The organism is Rhodococcoides kyotonense (genome assembly GCF_001645385.1).
In the GTDB taxonomy this organism is placed as follows: Bacteria; Actinomycetota; Actinomycetes; order Mycobacteriales; family Mycobacteriaceae; genus Rhodococcoides; species Rhodococcoides kyotonensis_B.
This window is the reverse complement of the sequence record NZ_LVHI01000023.1, coordinates 95,207-110,754: the sequence shown is the minus strand read 5'-3', so window position 1 is coordinate 110,754 and position 15,548 is coordinate 95,207. Positions and strand designations below refer to the sequence as shown.

18 protein-coding genes are annotated in these 15,548 nt (G+C 65.8%); 10 read left to right on the top strand and 8 right to left on the bottom strand.

Annotation, left to right across the window (positions count from 1 at the left end):
* Positions 1-47 precede the first annotated feature (47 nt).
* A complete protein-coding gene (locus tag A3K89_RS16390) occupies positions 48-1,244 on the bottom strand; it encodes a DUF885 domain-containing protein (protein WP_068429010.1) in 1,197 nt (398 codons plus the stop codon).
* 127 nt (positions 1,245-1,371) lie between these two features.
* Between A3K89_RS16390 and coaA the strand changes: the two genes are divergently transcribed.
* A complete protein-coding gene (gene coaA / locus A3K89_RS16385; RefSeq protein ID WP_068427837.1) occupies positions 1,372-2,295 on the top strand; it encodes a type I pantothenate kinase in 924 nt (307 codons plus the stop codon).
* A 44-nt stretch (positions 2,296-2,339) separates the two neighbouring features.
* On the opposite strand, the gene A3K89_RS16380 is transcribed toward coaA, so the two are convergent.
* Positions 2,340-3,122 carry an isoprenyl transferase gene (locus A3K89_RS16380; RefSeq protein WP_068427835.1) on the bottom strand — a complete coding sequence of 261 codons (783 nt, stop codon included), beginning with the start codon at positions 3,120-3,122 and terminating at the stop codon, positions 2,340-2,342.
* 127 nt (positions 3,123-3,249) lie between these two features.
* Between A3K89_RS16380 and trhA the strand changes: the two genes are divergently transcribed.
* The gene (trhA, locus tag A3K89_RS16375) at positions 3,250-3,915 is read left to right on the top strand and encodes a PAQR family membrane homeostasis protein TrhA (RefSeq protein WP_068427833.1); all 666 of its coding nucleotides are present in this window, start codon (positions 3,250-3,252) and stop codon (positions 3,913-3,915) included.
* Here the strand turns inward: trhA and A3K89_RS16370 are convergent.
* From A3K89_RS16370 to mca, 3 genes are read right to left on the bottom strand one after another with little or no spacing between them, the layout of a single operon-like run.
* Entirely contained in the window at positions 3,912-5,921 is a 2,010-nt protein-coding gene (locus A3K89_RS16370; protein ID WP_068427831.1) for a thioredoxin domain-containing protein, read from the bottom strand. The genes trhA and A3K89_RS16370 overlap by 4 nt on opposite strands.
* A 2-nt stretch (positions 5,922-5,923) precedes the next feature.
* On the bottom strand, positions 5,924-6,178 hold the full coding sequence (locus tag A3K89_RS16365; RefSeq protein ID WP_068427830.1) for a hypothetical protein: 255 nt from the start codon (positions 6,176-6,178) through the stop codon (positions 5,924-5,926).
* The gene (mca, locus tag A3K89_RS16360; RefSeq protein WP_174551444.1) at positions 6,179-7,054 is read right to left on the bottom strand and encodes a mycothiol conjugate amidase Mca; all 876 of its coding nucleotides are present in this window, start codon (positions 7,052-7,054) and stop codon (positions 6,179-6,181) included.
* Between the two features lie 117 nt (positions 7,055-7,171).
* On the opposite strand from mca, the gene A3K89_RS16355 reads away from it, so the two are divergent.
* From A3K89_RS16355 to A3K89_RS16345, 3 genes are all read left to right on the top strand, one after another.
* Positions 7,172-7,594, top strand: a complete 423-nt coding sequence (locus A3K89_RS16355; protein ID WP_068427824.1) for a DUF4307 domain-containing protein — start codon at positions 7,172-7,174, stop codon at positions 7,592-7,594.
* A 210-nt stretch (positions 7,595-7,804) separates the two neighbouring features.
* On the top strand, positions 7,805-8,299 hold the full coding sequence (greA, locus tag A3K89_RS16350) for a transcription elongation factor GreA (RefSeq protein WP_068429008.1): 495 nt from the start codon (positions 7,805-7,807) through the stop codon (positions 8,297-8,299).
* Positions 8,300-8,390: 91 nt separating this feature from the next.
* Complete coding sequence (locus tag A3K89_RS16345) at positions 8,391-9,647, top strand: acyl-CoA thioester hydrolase/BAAT C-terminal domain-containing protein (protein WP_084423843.1); 1,257 nt, start codon at positions 8,391-8,393, stop codon at positions 9,645-9,647.
* 9 nt (positions 9,648-9,656) lie between these two features.
* Here A3K89_RS16345 and A3K89_RS16340 read toward each other — a convergent pair whose 3' ends face one another.
* From A3K89_RS16340 to ilvA, 3 genes are all read right to left on the bottom strand, one after another.
* Entirely contained in the window at positions 9,657-10,448 is a 792-nt protein-coding gene (locus tag A3K89_RS16340; protein ID WP_068427820.1) for an ABC transporter permease, read from the bottom strand.
* On the bottom strand, positions 10,445-11,413 hold the full coding sequence (locus tag A3K89_RS16335) for an ATP-binding cassette domain-containing protein (protein ID WP_068427817.1): 969 nt from the start codon (positions 11,411-11,413) through the stop codon (positions 10,445-10,447). The genes A3K89_RS16340 and A3K89_RS16335 overlap by 4 nt, the downstream gene beginning before the upstream one ends.
* Positions 11,414-11,578: 165 nt before the next feature.
* Positions 11,579-12,793, bottom strand: coding sequence for a threonine ammonia-lyase (gene ilvA, locus A3K89_RS16330; protein ID WP_068427816.1), 1,215 nt, complete (start codon positions 12,791-12,793; stop codon positions 11,579-11,581).
* A gap of 112 nt (positions 12,794-12,905) precedes the next feature.
* On the opposite strand from ilvA, the gene A3K89_RS16325 reads away from it, so the two are divergent.
* The 5 genes from A3K89_RS16325 to A3K89_RS16305 are packed head-to-tail and all read left to right on the top strand — an operon-like array spanning position 12,906 to position 15,285.
* Positions 12,906-13,346: an Asp23/Gls24 family envelope stress response protein gene (locus A3K89_RS16325; RefSeq protein WP_068427812.1), complete on the top strand. Its 441-nt coding sequence runs from the start codon at positions 12,906-12,908 to the stop codon at positions 13,344-13,346.
* On the top strand, positions 13,343-13,639 hold the full coding sequence (locus A3K89_RS16320) for a hypothetical protein (RefSeq protein WP_068427810.1): 297 nt from the start codon (positions 13,343-13,345) through the stop codon (positions 13,637-13,639). Before A3K89_RS16325 ends, A3K89_RS16320 begins: the two co-directional genes overlap by 4 nt.
* Complete coding sequence (locus tag A3K89_RS16315) at positions 13,636-13,815, top strand: DUF2273 domain-containing protein (RefSeq protein ID WP_068427807.1); 180 nt, start codon at positions 13,636-13,638, stop codon at positions 13,813-13,815. The genes A3K89_RS16320 and A3K89_RS16315 overlap by 4 nt, the downstream gene beginning before the upstream one ends.
* Positions 13,808-14,734 carry a DUF6286 domain-containing Asp23/Gls24 family envelope stress response protein gene (locus tag A3K89_RS16310; RefSeq protein WP_254303557.1) on the top strand — a complete coding sequence of 309 codons (927 nt, stop codon included), beginning with the start codon at positions 13,808-13,810 and terminating at the stop codon, positions 14,732-14,734. The genes A3K89_RS16315 and A3K89_RS16310 overlap by 8 nt, the downstream gene beginning before the upstream one ends.
* Positions 14,731-15,285, top strand: a complete 555-nt coding sequence (locus A3K89_RS16305) for a hypothetical protein (protein ID WP_068427804.1) — start codon at positions 14,731-14,733, stop codon at positions 15,283-15,285. Before A3K89_RS16310 ends, A3K89_RS16305 begins: the two co-directional genes overlap by 4 nt.
* Positions 15,286-15,548: the final 263 nt, after the last annotated feature.

The window sequence follows — 15,548 nt, the reverse complement described above, 5'->3', positions numbered from 1 at the left end:
CCAAGGGAACGCAGTGGGATTGGCGTACCCAGTTTAGAAGATGCGGCTCACGCCTTTCGCAGCGCGCTCGGAATCAGGGGCTCGTCGAGAAGCCGTCCGAACAGGGCGGATCGTTCGGTGACCGTTTTGCCCTGATCGAGCCAGCTTCCCAGCAGCTTGTATCCCTCGACGTACGTGCTGATGTAGGCCCTCCACAGCGGGGACGACAGGAACTTCAGGCTCTGACGCGCCCGCTTCGGCGACGCCAGCGACCATTTCTCCAAGTAGGCGGCGACGTCGTCCTGGCTTCGGTGCTGATCGTGCAGCAACAGGGCAGCGTCCTGACGAACCCCGAGCAGCTGGCCCGACGCATTCGCCAATCGCTCGGCTTTCTCGCCGTCGAAACGCAGACCGAGGTCGGCGTAGATCTCCTGCGCCCACAGACCCCATCCCGGTCCGACGATGGACTTCAGCGCGAGGTCGGCAAGGCCTTCGGCCATCAGACACTGCGGGGTGTTGACGAGGAACAGCGTCTGCTCGAGCTGGCCCGACGAGACGAGACCGGCTTCCTTGCGGCAGTGCTCGGTGTGATGGCCCGGGTATGCCTCGTGCGCGATGAGGTGCGGCAGATTCGCCATCTGTTGCTCGAGGTCGGAGTTGATCGCGACGGTCGACTTGTAGTCGCCGAGGTAGTAGTTGAAGCCCGACCAGGGCTTGTCGCCGACGACCTCGTACGTCACCTGCTCGGTCTCGGGCAGCGTGTACTCGGCGCGGACCTTGTCACGCAACGCGCTGGAGAACGCGTCGACACACTCCTGGAGGCGGTCGGCGGGAACGACGTCACTCGCCCGATGCGCGGCCAGACGCTCGGCGAGCGAGCCCGGACCGGCCAGGACCTCGTCCATGCGGCGGTGCGCCTCGCGGTACTCGTCCTGATCGCCCGCCTCGATGCGGACGTCGAAGTAGGCGAACACCTCGTCGACGAATCCGATGTCGTCGCCGGCGAACTTTCGCCCCGAGCATTCGAGCGCACGTAGGTGCACGTCGATGAATTCGGCCCGCTGCGTCGGCAACTCGGTGTTGCGCAGTTCCTCTCGCAGTTCCGCGGCCCGACGCGCCAGCGCGCGCGGCTCGGGAGCGGGGGCGTTCTCGACCTGTCGACGCAGCTCGGGATCGCCGGTGTAGGCGTCGACGAAGCCTTCCTCCAGTCGATCGAAGCCGAGACCGAGGACGAGATATTCACGAACAAAACTATCGGTGTTCATGAGATCCGACGATAGGTGAGCCACCCCGGCCGTGCGAGCCGCCGTGGCACCGAGCACAATCTGAGAACATGGGAAGACCCTCGTGCGCCTTTTGCGTACTTTCCGGTACTCGAAAGGCTCACGAGCAGTGAGCGAATCCAGCCCGTACGTCGAGTTCGACCGCAAGCAGTGGCGCACGCTCCGCCAGTCGACGCCGTTGGTGCTCACCGAGGAAGAACTCGTCGGCCTGCGTGGTCTCGGTGAGCAGATCGACCTGGAGGAAGTGGCCGAGGTCTATCTGCCGCTTGCCAGGCTCATTCATCTCCAGGTCGCTGCGCGTCAGCGACTGTTCGCCGCGACGGCCACGTTCCTCGGCGAGAAGCACCCGGATCGGCAGGTGCCGTTCGTCATCGGCGTCGCCGGAAGCGTCGCCGTCGGGAAATCGACGACGGCCCGTGTTCTGCAGGCGCTGCTCGCCCGCTGGGACCACCACCCACGCGTCGACCTCGTCACGACCGACGGATTTCTCTATTCGACGGCCGAACTCATGCGTCGAGGCATCCTGCACCGCAAGGGTTTTCCGGAGAGCTACGATCGTCGCAAACTGCTGCGCTTCGTCACCGAGGTCAAGTCGGGTGCGGAAGAGGTTGCGGCGCCCGTGTATTCGCACGTGTCGTACGACATCGTCAAGGGTCAGCTCCACATGGTTCGGCAGCCCGACATCCTCATCGTCGAGGGGCTGAACGTGCTGCAGACCGGACCGCGCCTGATGGTGTCGGATCTGTTCGACTTCTCCATCTACGTCGACGCGCGCATCGAGGACATCGAGTCGTGGTACGTCAAGCGGTTCCTCGCACTGCGTGAGACGTCGTTCGCGGATCCGGATGCGCACTTCCACCACTACGCGAATCTGTCCGACGAACATGCGCGGATCGCCGCCGAAGATCTGTGGCACTCGATCAACCTGCCGAACCTCGTCGACAACATCCTTCCGACGCGACCGCGGGCGACGATGGTGTTACGTAAGGACGCCGATCACACGATCAACCGGTTGCGGCTCCGCAAGCTGTAGTCGTGCGCGCGAATGTACAGCGGGCTGTACATTCGCGCGCACGACTACACCCCGAACCGTCGATGCCGCGCGGCGTAGTCGCGCAGTGCGCGCAGGAAGTCGACGCGTCGGAATTCCGGCCAGTAGGCCTCGGTGAACCAGATCTCCGAGTACGCGCTCTGCCAGAGCAGAAAACCCGACAGCCTCTGCTCCCCCGACGTGCGGATCACGAGGTCCGGATCGGGCTGCCCGGACGTGTACAGGTGTGAATCGATGGCGTCGACGGTGATCGACTGGACCAGATCCTCCCCGGACACCCCCTCCGAGATCTGCTCGCCGATCAGCGACTGCACGGCGTCGGCGATCTCCTGTCGCCCGCCGTAGCCGACGGCGACGTTGACGTGGGTTCCGGACCGACCTGCAGTGAGGTCGGCGGCTTCCTTGAGACGGCGTGCCGTCGCTGCCGGCAACAGGTCGAGCGTGCCGACGATCTTCACGCCCCAGTTCTGTTCCGGACCACAGATCTCCTCGACGACGTCGGTGATGATCTCGAGCAGCGAATCGAGCTCGTCGGGATCGCGTCGCAGATTTTCGGTGGAGAGTAGGTAGATGGTGGCCATCTCGATACCTGCCGCGTCGCACCAACCGAGCATCTCGGCGATCTTCAGCGCGCCCATCCGATGTCCGTGTGCGACGTCGGTGAAGCCGTTCTCACGTGCCCAGCGGCGGTTACCGTCGCACATCACGGCGACGTGACGCGGATGCGCCACACCGTCGAGCTGAGTCAGCAGACGTCGCTCGTACACGTTGTAGAGGACGCTGCGCACCTTGGTCGGGAGAATCTTCACCGAGACATCACCACTGCCACATCACCACGGGGGACAACCTTACGCCGACACGGTCGAACTACTCGCCGGTACAGTGAGCAGCGAACCTACGGTTGCGTAGGTTCGGGCACGTGAGGAGGTCACGCCGATGACGATGTTCGGCATCGACGAACTGCCGGTCAAGCCGCGTATGCGGGGCTGGATTCACCTGTATGCGTTCGGATTCGCGGTCGTATCCGGAGTCGTGCTGGTCACCCTCGCGTTCACGCTGGTCTCGGTGAGCGCCGGCATCGCAACCGCGGTCTACGCGACGACGGTCTGCGGTGTGTTCGGTGTGAGCGCCACGTACCACCGCGTGCACTGGGACAACCCGACACATCGCATATGGATGAAGCGGGCCGACCATTCGATGATCTTTCTGTTCATCGCCGGCAGTTACACCCCGTTCGCGGTGCTCGGCCTGCCGACCGCGACAGGGCGCACGCTGCTGATCGTCGTCTGGGCAGGCGCGCTGGGAGGCGTCGCGCTCAAGATGCTGTGGCCGCATGCGCCCCGGTGGGTCGGCGTTCCGCTCTACCTGCTCCTGGGATGGGCGATCGTTCCGGTCGCTCCGACGCTCATCGAGCACGTCGGCTACGCGCCGTTCGTACTGCTTCTCGTCGGCGGCGTCCTGTACAGCGTCGGCGCCGTTCTGTACGCCACCAAATGGCCCAACCCATGGCCGACGACATTCGGGCACCACGAGTTCTTCCACGCAGCAACCGTGCTCGCGGCGATCTGCCACCTCGTCGCGGTATGGCTCGTGGTCTTCTAGCGCCGCAAGGCGGCGATCAGGTCGTCTTCGGTGGTGACGGGCCGATCGCACACGAATCCGCGGCATACGTACGCCGCCTCCCGACCGTCGACGGTCGGTCGATCGGCGAGCAGAGGCGACGAATCGACGACGCCCGAGACGATCGTCGTACCGCCGGGTGCGTACCGGCGCGCCACCTCGAGCAGACGGCCGGACTCGCTCGCGGAGATCGCCACCTGCAACGGGCCTCGCACCGACGCTTCCGCCACCGCGAGCCAGTGGCCGCCCGATCGCGGTGCACGCCCCAGCACGACGGCTGCGCGCGCCAGACCGGCTGCCGCCAGCTCCCCGTACCGCGCCGACTCCGACGGCGGTACCAGCGCCTCGGCCGTCAGCAAGGCCTCGGTGATCGTCGACGCCCCCGACGGGGTCGCGTTGTCGAGAGGATCTCGCGGACGGGTGACGAGAGTTTCGGCGTCGTCGGCGGTGTCGAACCAGCTGCCGGGGTTGTCCGCGTCGGCGAAGTGAGCGATTGCCGCATCGAGCACGGTGCGCGCGCGGTCGGACCAGACCGGATCCCCGGTGGCCTGGAACAGCGTCTGCGACGCGACCGCGAGACTCGCGTAGTCCTCGAGCACCCCCGGTGCCTCGCCGACGTGGGATCCGAGCGACGCCCGACGCAGCCGGCCGTTCTCGTCGTGCGTCGCGAAGATCTGTTCGGCGCATTCGACGGCAGCGTCGACCCAATCGCTGCGGCCGAGGCCGGATCCGACTTCGGCGAGGGCGGTGATCGCGAGCCCGTTCCACGCGGTGACGACCTTGTCGTCGCGTCCCGGCTGAGGACGACGGTCGCGTGCGTCCTTCAGCGCTGCGCAGACACGGTCGAAACGTACGATGTCGTCCGGATCCTCCGGCAACTGCAGCACCGACATGCCGGCTTCGAACGTGCCCGTGGTGTCCACGACGAACAGGCCCGCAGCCCACACACCGTCCTCGAACCCGAGGACCTCGACGAGCTGTTCGGGTGTCCACGCGTACGTCAGACCTTCGACGCCTTCGGTGTCGGCATCGAGCGCGGACGCGAAACAACCGCTCTCGGTGCGTAGCTCGTGCAGCATGAATTCTGCTGTCGCGGTGGCGACGCGCAGGGCCGTCGAATCGCCCGTGACGCGGGCGAGATGACCGTAGAAGCGAAGCAGCAAGGCGTTGTCGTACAGCATCTTCTCGAAGTGCGGGACGACCCATTCGGCGTCGACCGAGTAGCGCGCGAATCCGCCGCCGATCTGGTCGTACATCCCGCCACGAGCCATCGCCGACGCCGTACGCATCACCGTCGCCAGAGCTTCCTCGGACCCGGTGCGTTCGTGATGGCGCAGCAGCCCTTCGAGCAACGGTCCCGGTGGAAACTTGGGTGCACCTCCGAAGCCACCCCGGTCGACGTCCTCGTCCCGCAGCACGGCGGCGACGGCGTCAGCAAGCAGGTCGGTGTCGACGGGTCGATCCGACGCAGGTAGCCCGCCCGAGTTCTGCTTCAAGGCCGTGACGACGGCCGCCGACGCGTCGAACACCTCGGTGCGACGCGTCCTCCACGTGTCGGCGATGGCCTCGAGCAACTGCGTGAACGACGGGCTACCCGCGCGTGGTTTCGGTGGGTAGTAGGTGCCGCAGTAGAACGGCTCGGTGTCCGGGGTCAGGAAGCAGGTCATCGGCCAGCCGCCCTGGCCCGTCATCGCAACCGTCGCGTTCATGTAGACCGCGTCGAGGTCGGGACGTTCCTCGCGATCGACCTTGATGCAGACGAAATGCTCGTTCATGACGGCCGCGGTCGCCTCGTCCTCGAACGACTCGTGTGCCATGACGTGGCACCAATGGCATGCGGAGTACCCGATGGACAGCAGGATCGGCACGTCGCGCTCGCGGGCGGACTCCAGAGCTTCCTCGGACCACTGCTGCCAGTGCACCGGATTGTCGGCGTGCTGCCGCAGGTACGGACTGGTCGAGTCCCCGAGTGCGTTGGCGCCGAGCATCGTCAGCTGTCGCGAGGTTCGGTCTCGGTCCGGTCGGTGTCTCGGACGGCACCGCGGTCGGTGCCCTCGTCGAATTCCCGGTCGGCACCCGGATCGTCCTTCTCGAAGGATTCCGGAAGTTTCTTGATCTGTTTGTTCATCGACCAGATGAGGAACGCGGTGCCGACGAGAAGCGCGACGATGATCACCAGACCGACCGGAGACGACTTACCGAACTCCGGCCCGGTCGGCTGCTGCGCCAAGATGGAGATGATCACTCAGGCGTCCTCGGGATCGATACCGGCGAACAAATCGGTTTCGGGGATCGACGTCTTCACGCGGGTGCGTGCGAGTTCGTATTCCTCGGTAGGCCACAGTTTACGTTGCACGTCGACCGGCACGGCGAAGAACGAACCGTTCGGATCGATCTGCGTGGCATGGGCGCGCAGGGCGTCGTCGCGCTGTTCGAAGTAGTCGCCGACGGTCACCTGCGTGGTGATGCGTTCCATGATCTCGTCGCGATCGGTGGTCCACCGCTTCAGCCAATCGACGAAGGGGCTTTCCTCGCCGCGGTCGATGAACCAGTCGTGGAACAGCTGCATCCGCTTACGCAGGAAGCCGTGCGAGTAGTAGAGCTTCAGCGGCGTCCACGGCTCACCCGCGTCCGGGAACTTCTCCGGGTCACCCGCCGCCTCGAATGCGGCGACGGACACTTCGTGGCACCGGATGTGGTCGGGGTGCGGGTATCCGCCCTTCTCGTCGTACGTGGTCATCACGTGCGGCTTGAACTCACGGACGACCTTGACGAGCGCTTCGGTGGATTCCTCGAGCGGGACGAGAGCGAAACACCCCTCGGGCAGCGGCGGCAGCGGGTCACCCTCGGGAAGTCCCGAGTCGACGAATCCGAGCCAGGTCTGCTGCACGCCAAGGATCCGTGCCGCCTCGGCCATCTCCTCGCGTCGTACCTCTTGGATGCGTTCGTGGATTCCGGGAATGTCCATCGCCGGATTGAGGATGTCTCCTCGCTCGCCTCCGGTCAGCGTGACGACGAGAACGTCGTTTCCCTCGGCCGCGTACCGAGCCATCGTCGCCGCGCCCTTGCTCGACTCGTCGTCGGGATGGGCGTGCACAGCCATGAGCCGTAGTCCGGACACGTTCTTTCCTCACCTCAGCGTCGCCTGCTTGGAACCTGCCCCTATAGTTCCACCTGACGCCGACAACACTTGCACCGGCTGCCGAAGAAACAATCCGATCCACCGAGAGACGCTCGAATGACTGCCACGCTCCCCGAAGGCCGGTATCCGAGGTCGACGCATCGCAGTATCGGCCGAGGCGTCAAGCTGGCCGTGATCGCGCTCGCGGTTGTGATCGGACTCGGGGTTGCGTTCGTCGCCTACCAGCGTTTCTCCGTCAAGGACGTCGAAGGAACCGCGCTGGCATTCGATCTGCTCGACGACGAAACGGTGTCGATTCGCTTCAGCGTTACGCGTGCTCACCCCGATCAGGAAGCCGTCTGCATCGTCCGCGCCAGGTCTCGTGACGGATCCGAGACGGGCCGACGCGAGGTACTCGTTCCGGGATCGGCGGACCGCGAGGTCGAGGTGGTCTCCGAGGTCAAGACGTCGCAACCACCGGCCGTCGGCGATGTCTACGGGTGCAGTCTGAATGTTCCGCAATATTTACGCGGAAGCTGACCGAACGCCTGCTCGTGGTAACATCTACGCGTACACGGTTCCGCACTGGGGCCGTGTATTGCTGCATTGACGGTCGATTGAGCGGACCGATCCGGGGGGACTCCGACAGACAAGAGCCTCGTGGATCGATGCGTTCGTCAGCGCTCGCGCGTCCGTCCGCAGGCACACCAGAAGCCCGCTGCGGCTTCGACTTACAAGGGAGTGATCGAGATGACCGAGACGCAGGTGACCTGGCTCACCCAGGAGTCACATGACAGGCTCAAGAGCGAACTCGACCAACTCATTTCCAATCGTCCGGTCATCGCCGCCGAGATCAACGAGCGACGCGAAGAGGGCGATCTGAAAGAGAACGGCGGATACCACGCTGCGCGCGAGGAGCAGGGCCAGCAGGAAGCTCGCATTCGCCAGCTGCAGGAGCTGTTGAACTCCGCCAAGGTCGGTGAAGCACCTACCCAGTCCGGCGTCGCGCTGCCCGGATCCGTCGTGAAGGTCTACTACGACGGCGACGAGTCCGATACCGAAACGTTCCTCATCGCCACGCGCGAGGAAGGTGCACGCAACGGCAAGCTGGAGGTCTACTCCCCCAGCTCGCCCCTCGGCGGTGCCCTCATCGACGCGAAGGTCGGTGACACCCGTGAGTACACGCTGCCCAACGGCAAGACCATGAAGGTCACGCTGCTCAGCGCGGAGCCGTACCACGAGTAAGCCCGCTCAGGCCGAAAGCCCCACCCGCCAGGGTGGGGCTTTTTGCGTTATACGGCCGACACCGGCGCGAGACGCGGCGCACACTTGACCGATGGAGCCCGTATCACTGCAGGTGGACCCGGTTTCCGGGCCCATCGACAGCCCCACGGTCTTTCGCGTTCACGGCGTCCGACCGGGTCTGCCGGTCCATCTCGACGTCGCCACCGTCGACGACGACGGTCACCACTGGGTGTCCCATCAGGACTACGACATCGACGCCGACGGGCGGCTGAAGATGGCCGACCCGGATCGCCCGTGGTGGAACATGCAGTTCGTCGACGAAGGCGTCGCACCGGTGACGTTCGTCGGCTCCGAAGCAGGCCTCGACTACCGCGTCTCCGTACACGCTCACGAGGGATCGTCGAGCACGACGATCCGTCGAAGCTGGGGCGACGACGTCGTGCGCGAGGATCACGCGGGAAAGGGATGGCGTCTGCGTGTCTACCTGCCGGACACGAGCGAGGACGTCACCGCGGGAGTTCTGCTGCTGCCCGGCACGATGGGCGCCCGGCCCTCGACGCCGACTGCGGCATTGCTCGCATCGCACGGTTACGTCAGCGCCGTCCTGTCCTACATGGGAGAACCCGGGCTGCCCGACTCCTTCGAGTCCATTCCGATCGAAGCGGTGGCTGCCGGGATCGCGGCCTTCGCGTCGCACGAACGCGTCGACGCCGACCGCATCGCGCTGCACGCCGCGTCGGTGGGCGCCTCCGTTGCCTTGTCCACCCTTGCCCGCACACCCGAGCTGACCGTGCGCTCGGTCGTCGCGCTCGCGCCGACACACGTCGTTCTTCAAGCGCTGTCCGACACCGGGCCGCCGCCGCGGGCGTCGTCGCTGACCGAGGCGGGTGAACCGTTGCCGTACATGCCGATTCGCGCCGAGAGACTGGTCGGGCAGATCGTGAAGAGGACCGTCGGACGGCTGTTCTCGCCGTCACCGACGTCGCGCGCACTGTCACTGCGACCCGCCTACTCCGCAGGCCTGCGCGACGACGAGGCCGTCGCGCGGGCCGTCATTCCGGTGGAGAAGATCGATGCGCCGATGCTCGCGATCGCGGGCGTCGCGGACGCGTCGTACCCGGCGGATCGGATGGCGCGAGCGCTGATCGCGCGACGCCATCGTGACACCGACCGACTTCTCGTGTTGCCGAACGCGGGCCATTTCCTCCGGCCGCCGGCAACGCCGACGACCGTGGACCGCAACAACTTCATCGTGTCCGGAGGCACGCCCGCCGGCACGGCCAAAGGCCAGCGACGGGCGTGGACGGAGACGCTCGACTTCCTGGCGGAAACCCTTGCCACCCAATGAAGTACGAGATCAGGCGGTCAGGGTCCGCTCGTACTTGCGCACCGACAACGGCACGAAGATCACCAGGAACAGCACGACCCAGATCAACGTGTACAGCACCGGGTTCTGCAGCGGCCAGACATCCGGCGGCGGAACCATGGGATTGGTGTTTCCGAACAGTTCACGCACCGCCTGGGTGACGGCCGAGATCGGATTCCACTCCGCGATCGTCTTCAGGACCGTCGGGAAACCGTCGATCGGCACGAACGTGTTGGCGATGAACGTCAGCGGGAAGATCACGATGAACGACGCGTTGTTGAAGATCTCCGGCGACCGCACCGTCAATCCGACGAAGGCCATGACCCACGAGATCGAGTACGCGAACAGCAGCAGCAGAACGTACCCGGCGACTGCTTCGAAGAACGACGACGTGATGCGCCACCCGACGATGAGTCCGGTGATCGACATGATCGTGATGGTCACGATGTTGTTGCCGACGTCGGCTGCCGTCCGACCGATCACGACGGCCGACCTGGCCATCGGGAGCGATCGGAACCGGTCCATGACGCCCTTCTGCAGATCCTCCGCGAGCGACGATCCGGTGATCGATGCCCCGAAGATCATGGTCTGTACGAAGATGCCGCCCATGAGGAAGCTCTTGTAGTCGACCCCGGGAACGTCGATGGCACTGCCGAAGACGTACGCGAACAGCAGCACGAACATGATGGGCGACAGCGTCGCGAAGAACAGCAGGTCGGGAACCCGCTTGAGCTTGATCAAATTTCGTTTGGTGACGATCAGCGAATCGTGTGCGACGGTCATTTCGCTTCCTCCACGGGTGCGTCGGCCTCGGTGACATGGCCGGTGAGCGTGAGAAACACGTCGTCGAGATTGGGCCGTCGCAATCCGACGTCCACCACCTTGACTCCGGCGTCCTTCAGCTGAACGAGAGCGGTGGTCAGGTCGTCGGCGCCGTCGCCCACGGACACGGCGAGGCGACGCGCCTGCTCGTCGTACACCGGGGTGTCGACGCCGATCGGCGTCAGGATCTGCTCGGCGCGCTCGCGGTCGGCCGGGTCGATGAGCACGAATTCGAGTCGCTCGCCGCCGACCTGTTCCTTGAGCTGGTCGGCCGTGCCCCTGGCGATGATCGATCCTTTGTCGAGCACGATGATCGAGTCGGCCAGCCGGTCCGCTTCTTCGAGGTACTGCGTGGTCAGCAGAATGGTGGTGCCGTCCTTCACGAGGTCGGCGATGAACTCCCACATGGCAATTCGGCTGCGCGGGTCGAGGCCCGTGGTGGGCTCGTCGAGAAACACGACCTTCGGCCGCCCGATGAGACTGGCCGCGATGTCGAGTCGACGACGCATACCGCCCGAATACTGCTTCGCAGTCCGGTCGCGTGCGTATTCGAGATCGAATCGTTCGAGTAGCTCGTCGGCGCGGCGACGTGCCTCGGCCTTCTTCAGACCGAACAGCCGCCCGACCATCTCGAGATTCTCGTAGCCCGTCAGGTATTCGTCGACGGCAGCGAACTGGCCCGTGAGTCCGATGGTCTTGCGGACCTCGTTCGGGTGCTCCCCCACGTCGACGCCGTGGACGCGGGCGGTGCCCGACGTCGCCTTCAACAAGGTCGCGAGAATACGAACGGCCGTCGTCTTTCCGGCCCCGTTGGGACCGAGAACGCCGAGGACGGTGCCCTCGGGGACGGTGAAGCTGATCCCGGCGAGCGCGGTGTTCTTCCCGTACTCCAGTACTAGATCTTCGACTTCGATGGCATGTGCCATGGTGTGTAACCCCATTCCTGTGATGCATCCGTACTGCAGACTCGGAACGCGTCGAACATTAATCGGTGCCGCGGACACCTGCTGTCCTGAAGAAGTTTCCTCGTGAACGGCCCCCACGTCGCTCGCACCGCGGTCACCTTACGGTCTCGGACCGACACGCGCGGGCTAAGCGCGAACCGTGTATCCCGCCGACTCGAACGCGTCGAGCATCTCCTGCCGGTGTTCGGGTCCGCGGGTCTCGACGGTCAGCATGACCTCGACCTCGTCGAGTCCGAGTTGCCCGCCGGTGCGTGAATGCACGACGTCGACGACGCTCGCGCCGAGATCCTTGACGACGCCGAGCAAATCGAGCAGACCACCGGGCCGGTCCGAGATGGTCACGCGCACAGCAAGATACCGACCCGCGGCGCGCAAACCGTGCGTGATGACGTGCGTCAGCAGCAGTGGGTCGATGTTGCCGCCGGACAGCACTGCGCAGACCGGCCCGTCCAGCGCGAGGTCGTCGCGTGTCATCAGAGCGGCGACGGCAGCGGCACCGGCAGGCTCGACGATGAGCTTGGCGCGTTCGATACACATCAGCAACGCTCTCGACAGCGCGTCCTCGGAGACGGTCACGATGTCGTCGACCTGGTTCACCACATGCTCGAAGGGCACACTGCCCGGCAGTCCGACAGCGATGCCGTCGGCCATCGTCGACATCGACCCCGCCGCGACCGGGTGTCCTGCGTCGAGCGAGGCCGGCCATGCCGCGGCACCCTCGGCCTGGACCCCGATGATCCGCACCGACGGCTTGTGCAGGCGCATCGCCGCGGTGACACCCGCGAGCAGTCCCCCGCCTCCCGTCGGTACGACGACGGTGCCGACGTCCGGCATCTGCGCGAGTAGCTCGGTACCCAACGTTGCTTGTCCCGCAACGATATCCGCGTGATCGAACGGATGGATCAACACCGCGCCGGTTCGCTCGGCGAATTCGTGCGCGTGGACGAGCGCCTCGTCGACGGTATGGCCGACGAGTTGCACGTCGGCCCCGTACGCCTTCGTGGCGACGAGTTTCGGCAGCGACACCCCGGTCGGCATGAACACCGTCGACGGAATGCCCAATTCCGTTGCCGCCCAGGCTACTCCTTGCGCGTGATTGCCTGCGCTCGCCGCAACGACCCCGTTGCGGCGTTCCGACGCGTCGAGACGTGCGATGCGGTTGTACGCACCGCGGGGCTTGAACGACCCTGTGCGTTGCAGATTTTCGCACTTGAGACGCACGTCGTGTCCGGTCAGATCGGACAGAATCCGTGACGCGACGACCGGCGTTCGCCGCATCACCGGGCCGAGGAGTGCCTCGGCGTCGGAGATGTCCGCGGCCGTGAGCAGCGACCCGGTCATGCGGGACCCACCGACGACGACACGCAGAAACTCACCACTGCCGCAGTATGCCAGGACGCCCCGACAGCGTTTACGTCGCCGCGTCGGGCCCGAAGTCACTACGATCGAACGTATGAGTACTGACCCCAGCTTCGCCTCCGCGAGTTCCGCTGCGCTCACCACCACGCAGGGTCGAACGATCATCGCCGACGCCGTCGTCGCGAAGATCGCTGGCATCGCCACGCGCGAGATCAACGGCGTCTACGACGTCGGCGGCGGCACCGCGCGCGTCGTCGGCGCGCTGCGTGACCGCATCCCCGGTGCTCGGGTCAACCACAGCCAGGGCGTCGCGGTCGAGGTCGGTGAGAAACAGGCGGCCATCGACATCGGCATCGTCGCCGAGTACGGCGTCGCGCTCCACGAGCTGGCAGCAGGCATCCGTAGGAACGTCATCACGGCCGTCGAACGGATGACCGGCCTCGAGGTCACCGAAGTCAACATCACCGTCTACGACGTCATGCTGTTCGACGAGGCCGACGCGGCGCTCGAACCTGACGTCCGTCGCGTCCAGTGAGCGTCCTTCAGGAACACGAGCTCGCCGACGCGGTTGCTGCGGCCGCGTTGTCGGCGGCAGGCGTCGTCGCGCTGAACGGCGGTGAGTTCGGGGAGATCGCGACATACCTGCCCGGACGCAAAGTCGTCGGCGTTCGGATCCATGCGGACGGATGCGACGTCCACATCACCGCCGAATACCCCAGCGACGTGCATGCGGTGGCACGCGGTGTAGTCGGGGCCGTGCAGCCACTGATCACGGTGCCGGTGTCGGTGACCGTCGAAGATGTTCGCTTTCCTGGAGACAAGTCATGAACTACACGATCGTCGGACTGCTGACCGGTCTGCTGCTCGCGCTCGCCGGCATCGTCGGCGGGTTCAGTGGTTTCGTACTCGCCCTGTTCCTCGGTGCTGTCGGTGTCGCCGTCGGGGCACACTTCGACGGGCGGCTCGACCTGACGTCGTTGCTGCGCAGCCGTGGCCGTGGTTGACACGGACGGCGCGATCTCGAACGGAGGTCCCGGCAGTCTCGTCATCAAGGATCGAGCCGTAGCGCGTGTCGCCGTCGCCGCCGCGCTGACGGTTCCGTCGGTGGTTCGGCAGGTCGGAGGCATGTCCCGGCTCACCGGCCGCGATCTTCCCCGCGCCGACGTGTCCGTCGGCGAGGAATCGGTGTCGGTGAATCTGTACGTCGCGCTCGCGTGGCCGTGCCGCATCTCGGAGGTGGCCGCGTCGGTTCACGAGGAGGTCAGCCGCACTCTGGACAGCATCGTCGGGCTCCCCTTGCATCGGCTGAACGTGATGGTCGCGGCAACGACGGTCGGTGACGACGGTGACCACGTCGGCGCGTCCGAGCGTGTGGTCGTCGTACCGAGGCCGCGCCCGCCGACGGCCAGTCCCGCCGCGCTTCCCGTCGCTGTCGTGCTCGCGTTCGCGTTGCTCGGCGTCGCGTTCGTCGCGGGCCGTGAATTCTTGATCGTGCACGACACTTTCGGCGGAGCGCCGTGGATTCACAACAGCATCGATTGGATTGCCCAATTACGTTGGGCGCCATGGATGGTCGCGGCGTCGGTTGCATCGATTGTCGTCGGCGTCGTACTCGTCGTGCTGGGACTGAAGCCACGCACGAAAACCCATGCGGGCGCATTATCTCCGACGTCGTCGTCACCGATGGTGTGGCTGCGTCCCACCGATGTCGCCCGCATGTGCAGCGATCGTGCGAGCTCGGTGCCCGAAGTGGACTCCGCGCGCACGACCGTCACGCGCAAGAAGGTCATCGTCGACGTGCATCGTGCCGGTGACGGCAACGACGCCCTGAGCAATTCAGTGCGTGAGGCCGTGGCCCCGACACTCGCGGTGCTCGCCGAACCGCGGAAGATTCAGGTTCGGGTGAAGGACGTGCGCTCGTGAAGCGTGTGATGGCGGCAGTCGACCGCATTCTCGCCGTGGTGCTGGGAGTGGCGCTGATGTGCGCGGGGGCGTTCGCGCTCGCCTGGTACTTCGATGTTCCGTGGGCGGTGCAGAGATTTGCCACGTTCGACCGAGACATCTTCGTGTCCATCCCGAATCGGAACTGGTGGGAGGTGGCGCTCGCCGCCACTGCTGCGATCACGGCCGTCGTCGCGCTCGTGCTATCGATCGGCAACCTGTCTCCGCGCCGAACCGGGACGGTACAGATCGCGTCGGACGAATCCCTCGCGGTGCGGGTCGACCTCGGCGCGCTGGCGCGGGGCGTCGCAGCCGATCTCGCGACGTTCCCGGGCGTCGTGAGCGCTGAGGGTCGGGCCATCGACGATCGCGGTGTCCCGACCCTCGCCGTCACGGTCCACACCTCACCGGACGTCGACATCGACGCCTTCACCCGGGTCGCCGAGTCGCGGGCCGAGTTCGTCGCCGACACGCTGGAGAACGCCCCCGTCGCCCTGCGCGTGCAGGTGCACGTGGATGCCGGGGCGCGCTAGCGCTCGGACATGCCGACGTGGGGCGTCCGACCGCCGCCCGCGCAGGTTCCAGCGAACGCGCAAGTTGCAACCTGCGCAGCTGCTGAAAGGTGCGCGGGAAGGGGGTCCGGGGCGCAATCACCGCCCCCGTCGCCCTGCGCGTGCAGGTGCACGTGGATGCCGGGGTGCGCTAACGCTCGGGCATGCCAACGTGGGGCTTTTGACCACCATCCGCGCAGGTTGCAGCCACCGCGCAGGTTGCAACGTGCGCAGCTGCTGAAACG

What these genes read in the sequence shown, in the direction of transcription:
- A3K89_RS16390 (WP_068429010.1), bottom strand. Translation starts at nt 1,244, where the DNA reads ATGAACACCGATAGTTTTGTTCGTGAATATCTCGTCCTCGGTCTCGGC.
- trhA (WP_068427833.1), top strand. Translation starts at nt 3,250, where the DNA reads ATGACGATGTTCGGCATCGACGAACTGCCGGTCAAGCCGCGTATGCGG.
- A3K89_RS16370 (WP_068427831.1), bottom strand. Translation starts at nt 5,921, where the DNA reads ATGCTCGGCGCCAACGCACTCGGGGACTCGACCAGTCCGTACCTGCGG.
- A3K89_RS16355 (WP_068427824.1), top strand. Translation starts at nt 7,172, where the DNA reads ATGACTGCCACGCTCCCCGAAGGCCGGTATCCGAGGTCGACGCATCGC.
- greA (WP_068429008.1), top strand. Translation starts at nt 7,805, where the DNA reads ATGACCGAGACGCAGGTGACCTGGCTCACCCAGGAGTCACATGACAGG.
- A3K89_RS16345 (WP_084423843.1), top strand. Translation starts at nt 8,391, where the DNA reads ATGGAGCCCGTATCACTGCAGGTGGACCCGGTTTCCGGGCCCATCGAC.
- A3K89_RS16340 (WP_068427820.1), bottom strand. Translation starts at nt 10,448, where the DNA reads ATGACCGTCGCACACGATTCGCTGATCGTCACCAAACGAAATTTGATC.
- A3K89_RS16335 (WP_068427817.1), bottom strand. Translation starts at nt 11,413, where the DNA reads ATGGCACATGCCATCGAAGTCGAAGATCTAGTACTGGAGTACGGGAAG.
- ilvA (WP_068427816.1), bottom strand. Translation starts at nt 12,793, where the DNA reads ATGACCGGGTCGCTGCTCACGGCCGCGGACATCTCCGACGCCGAGGCA.
- A3K89_RS16325 (WP_068427812.1), top strand. Translation starts at nt 12,906, where the DNA reads ATGAGTACTGACCCCAGCTTCGCCTCCGCGAGTTCCGCTGCGCTCACC.
- A3K89_RS16315 (WP_068427807.1), top strand. Translation starts at nt 13,636, where the DNA reads ATGAACTACACGATCGTCGGACTGCTGACCGGTCTGCTGCTCGCGCTC.